The 4,544-nt window shown below is 43.3% G+C and carries 5 protein-coding genes; all 5 read left to right on the forward strand.

Going from position 1 to position 4,544, the window contains the following annotated elements; genetic code table 11:
* Positions 1 to 124 (forward strand): exo-beta-N-acetylmuramidase NamZ domain-containing protein (locus LD39_RS23820; RefSeq protein ID WP_156112651.1); only part of this gene is annotated, 124 nt, incomplete at its 5' end.
* Between the two features lie 138 nt (positions 125 to 262).
* Positions 263 to 1,120 (forward strand): MurR/RpiR family transcriptional regulator, encoded by an 858-nt coding sequence (locus LD39_RS14270; protein ID WP_035548397.1) that lies wholly within the window; start codon positions 263 to 265, stop codon positions 1,118 to 1,120.
* Positions 1,113 to 2,120 (forward strand): serine hydrolase, encoded by a 1,008-nt coding sequence (locus LD39_RS14275; protein ID WP_035548400.1) that lies wholly within the window; start codon positions 1,113 to 1,115, stop codon positions 2,118 to 2,120. The genes LD39_RS14270 and LD39_RS14275 overlap by 8 nt, the downstream gene beginning before the upstream one ends.
* A gap of 14 nt (positions 2,121 to 2,134) precedes the next feature.
* Entirely contained in the window at positions 2,135 to 3,415 is a 1,281-nt protein-coding gene (locus LD39_RS14280) for an ABC transporter substrate-binding protein (protein WP_035548403.1), read from the forward strand.
* Between the two features lie 19 nt (positions 3,416 to 3,434).
* Positions 3,435 to 4,385, forward strand: coding sequence for a carbohydrate ABC transporter permease (locus LD39_RS14285; protein WP_052158884.1), 951 nt, complete (start codon positions 3,435 to 3,437; stop codon positions 4,383 to 4,385).
* Positions 4,386 to 4,544 lie beyond the last annotated feature (159 nt).

The raw sequence follows: 4,544 nt of genomic DNA on the forward strand, positions 1-4,544 counted from the left end.
AGTCGGGAACGGATGGATTCGTGAAGCGATTGAAGAAGGGCAAAGTGTGGAAGAAATTCAAGCTCAGTGGCAGGAAGATTTAAATGAATTCAAAGAATTAAGAGAAAATTATTTACTTTATTAATGCTTCAACACCCGCGACAAATAAAGAGTTGCGGGTGTTATTTTGTATTTATGTAGTAAAGCTTCATAAATACTCCTTGATTATTAAATAAAACTTGATACACTAGAATAAACTTACTTAAAAGAAAGGAGGCAGTAAATGAACGGGGGATTGATCAGTATTCAAGAAGCGATCACTTCACTAAAACCTTCTGAACGAAAAGTAGCCGAATACATAATAAATTTTCCAGAAGAAGTGCTCAACTTATCCATTCAGAAACTTTCCCAGCGAACAGAGGTGAGCGAAGCGACGATTATTCGATTAGCGCGGACCCTTAACTACAAAGGATTCCAAGAGTTGAAATTACGCATCGCCGGAGATCTGGCTACAAAGTCTTCGTCCTCTAATCATTCTTACCAGGAAATTTCCATCGACGGCTCAGTAGATTCGTTTATCGCTAATGTGTCCAACAATAATATTCAATCCATTAATGACACCATCTCCGTCTTATCAAAGGAAGAAGTGGAAAAAGCCATCATCGCTCTAGGCTCCGCTAGAAAAATAGCTCTTTACGGGATCGGTGCATCCGGGTTAATTGCCCAGGATTTCAAACAGAAGCTTTCAAGGATAAATCGCTGGTGTGAGGCGGCTGTGGATTATGATACCCAGGGAACAATCAGCGCCAATCTTGAAGAGTCAGATGTTGTCTTTGGAATTTCTTATTCTGGTCAGACGAAAGATATTATCCATTCCCTTAAGGTCGCGAAGGATAATGGGGCAAAGGTCATTACCTTAACGAAATACGGTAGTAATCCTGTGTCTGAATTAGCTGACATAAAGCTTTTTACAAGCTCTTTGGAAAAAAGCATTCGAAGCGGTGCCATGAGCTCGCGAATCTCACAGCTGAACGTAATTGATATATTGTATGTGGGCATGACAAGCAGAAACTACGAAGAAAGCGTAGCTGCCCTTGAGCGAACACGAAAAGCTGTCGAGGACTTGAAAAAACATGTTTGACCAATACTTGCGCGATCTCGTAAAGAACCATGAACTCCCGGGTGCTGTCCTTCATGTTCAGCATAATGGCGAAACTGTATTTCACAACGCTTACGGAGGATATATCGACCGTGAGCAGAACGCCTGTCTCATCACCAAGCACACCCTATTTGACTTGGCCTCCCTCACAAAAGTGATGGCGACACTTCCATCCATTCTATGGCTGGTCGAAAATAGACAGCTTGAATTGGACCACTCCGTACAAACATACATCCCAGAATTCAAACATCCTGATGTTAAAATTAAGCACGCGCTTACCCATACTTCGGGACTCCCCGCTGATTTGAAACAGGTTAAGCGGGGCGAGCAGAGAGATCTCTTGCTAGAGATCATGAAACTGGAGTTACTCCATCCCTCTGGGAAACAGGTGCAATACAGTGACCTAGGCATGATCTTACTAGGCAAAATTGTAGAAAAAATCACGGGCTTGTCTCTTGATGCTTTTACAAAAGACTATCTTTATACACCCTGGGGGATGACAGATACGACGTTCAACCCAAAGGAACCTGATCGTGCTGCTTCAACTGAATGGTTTCAAAATCGATACATCCAAGGCGAAGTCCATGATGAAAAAGCCTTTATTCTTCGTGGAATGAGCGGGCATGCAGGTTTGTTCGGAACAGCGTCTGAAGTAGGGAGATTTGGTCACTATTTTCTTAACCCTGACGACCAAGGTGTGCTGTCCACTTCTCGAATAAAGCAAGCGACGGCGCATCAGGAACAGAACCGAGGACTTGGTTTTGAAGTATGGAGCGGTCGAGGAGCAGAGCTTTCCTGCGGAAGGAGGTGGTCAGAAGGAAGTTTTGGCCACACGGGATTTACAGGAACGAGCCTTTGGATCGATCCGAAGGAAAAGCTAGTCGTCACCTTTTTAACGAATATGGTGCATTACGGAAGGAAGCATCAAATGAATCGTATTCGACCACATCTGCATTCACTGATTCATTCATCTTTTATTTAAGGGGGATTTTATTGATGAAAATATTGAAAGCGTTTACGTTCGTTGGGTTTTTAGCTTTTATTCTTGTCCTATCGGGATGTAGTTCAGATAGCAGCGGGGATGCTTCAGGAGATTCAGAGGCAAGTGAAGACGGTGTCACTCTGACGATTGGCAGCTGGAGGACGGAAGACAAAGCAAGTTATCAGAAAGTGATTGATAAGTTCCAGGAAGAAAACCCGGATATTAAAGTCGAATTTGCTCCTTCTAAGAACACGGAATACAACACGATATTAAATACCGCACTAAAAAGCGGTGAGGGACCGGATATTATTCACTTGCGTCCCTATGCACCAGGCATTGAGCTTGCCGATGCTGGCTATCTTGAGCCTCTGGACGATTTAGAGGGGTTGGATCAATATTCTGAAGATACGTTAGCTGCATCCAAAGGTTCAGATGGAAAACAGTATGGCGTTCCGTTAAACATCAGTACAACACAAATGTTCTACAACAAAAAAATCTTTGAAGAACTTAGCTTAGAGGAGCCAAAAACATGGGATGAGTTTATCTCCTTAAATGAGACGCTGAAGAAGGAAGGATATACACCGATTTCCCTCGGTACGAAAGAAAGCTGGCTGCTTTCTCTATCACACGGGATCATTGGACCTGCGCATTATGGAGGCAATGAATTTGTAGATAAGATTACAGCCGGTGAAAAAGATTTTACAAGTGAAGAGTTTCAAAGTTCAATAGATGCGATGGACGAACTGAAAAAGTACTTCCCTGAGAACTATGAAGGGTTAGGAATGGAAGATATCCGAACGATGTTCTTTACAGGCGATGCGGCGATGTTTCCGCTTGGAAGCTGGGAGATCGAAGTCCTTCGTGAGATGAACCCAGACCTTGAACTTGGTTTCTTCCCGATGCCGTCAGCAGTTGGTAAAGAACCGACAATTACGACATGGGTGGATGGATCCTACGCGGTAAATGCTAATTCCGAGCATAAAGAGGCAGCGAAGAAATTTGTTCAGTTTATGACTACAGAGGAGTTCGGCAAGCTGTTTACGGAAGAATTTAAGATGATTAGCGCCATTCCAGGGATTGAGTCAGAAGATCAGCTAGTCAATGATCTTAGTCAAGCGGTTGAGGAAATGTCAACACCTTATATGATGCTTGTTTATTTTGCAGGAGGCAACCCTTCTACTAAAGCCACGATCGAAACAGAACTTCAGGGCATGTACCTTGGCGAACGTACACCTGAAGAAGTTGCGAAGGCTGTACAAGAAAGCGCGGCATCCTGGTATGAGCCATTCCAATAAGACACAAGGGGCGGAAAGTATGAGAACAGCAGCTCATACAGCAGTTCAAGCTAAGAAACAGAGGAACTGGAAAAGGTGGACCATCCACCTTTTCCCTATCCCCGCCTTGATCATTTACGGGTTGTTCATCGTCTATCCGTTGTTCGCCGCACTCACTTACAGCTTCTTCGATTGGAAAGGCATCGTGAGAGGGGAATTTGTAGGACTGAAAAATTTCAAGGACCTCTTTACACTTGAGCCTTTTTCAGGACTTTTTTGGAATGCATTCGGACATAATATTTTATATTTTGCGCTGCAGATGGTTTTCCAGAATGGTCTCGCTTTTCTTCTTGCTTATGTGATTTATAAAAAGGTTCGCGGTTCGCAATTTCTAAAAATTGCTTATTTCCTGCCCCGGTTGTTATCCGTCATTGTCGTAGGATTTCTCTGGAAGCTGATTCTGAATCCGAACTATGGTGCGCTCAACGTCATTCTCGAGAAGTTTGGGTTAGAAGCCTTGCAGAAAGCATGGCTGGGGGACCCGGATACAGCTTTAATCGCTATTATTCTCGTAAACTGCTGGTATGGTCTCGGATTTGGAGTGTTAATTTTTCTAGCAGGGTTCCAATCGATTCCGAAAGAATTGCTCGAAGCAGGTAAGCTTGATGGGGCCAATGGGTTATCGATGATTCGAAGGATTATCATTCCTTTAATGGTTCCTTCGATCATGATCATGACCGTTCTCACCTTTATTCAATCCTTCGAGGCGTTTGAACTCGTGTATGCAATGCAGGGATCGCAGGGAGAACCTTATCATTCTACCGATACATTAGCCGTCTATTTTTACCGATTAGCGTTCGGTGGATCGGCTGGAGGATCAACGACGGCTGTTGGGTTAGGTTCAGCACTTGCTGTCGTATTGTTCATTTTTATTGCGTTCTTTACAGCCCTTTATTTAAAGTACATGCAGAAAAAACAAGTCGATATGTAGGAGGGATAGCGTGAAACACACCATCTGGTCCAAACCTTTTTATTATGTATTCGCATTTTTAGTCGCATCGATCAGCATCTATCCTATTCTATTAATGATCTTATCTTCGTTTAAAACGAGTGCAGAAATTTTCACAAGCCCGCTTGCGTTCCCTCAATC

It is taken from the genome of Halobacillus sp. BBL2006 (genome assembly GCF_000786645.1).
Lineage (GTDB): Bacteria > Bacillota > Bacilli > Bacillales > Halobacillaceae > Halobacillus.

Coding starts and splice junctions, on each gene's coding strand:
- LD39_RS14280 (WP_035548403.1), top strand. CDS start 2,135: ATGAAAATATTGAAAGCGTTTACGTTCGTTGGGTTTTTAGCTTTTATT.
- LD39_RS14285 (WP_052158884.1), top strand. CDS start 3,435: ATGAGAACAGCAGCTCATACAGCAGTTCAAGCTAAGAAACAGAGGAAC.
- LD39_RS14270 (WP_035548397.1), top strand. CDS start 263: ATGAACGGGGGATTGATCAGTATTCAAGAAGCGATCACTTCACTAAAA.
- LD39_RS14275 (WP_035548400.1), top strand. CDS start 1,113: ATGTTTGACCAATACTTGCGCGATCTCGTAAAGAACCATGAACTCCCG.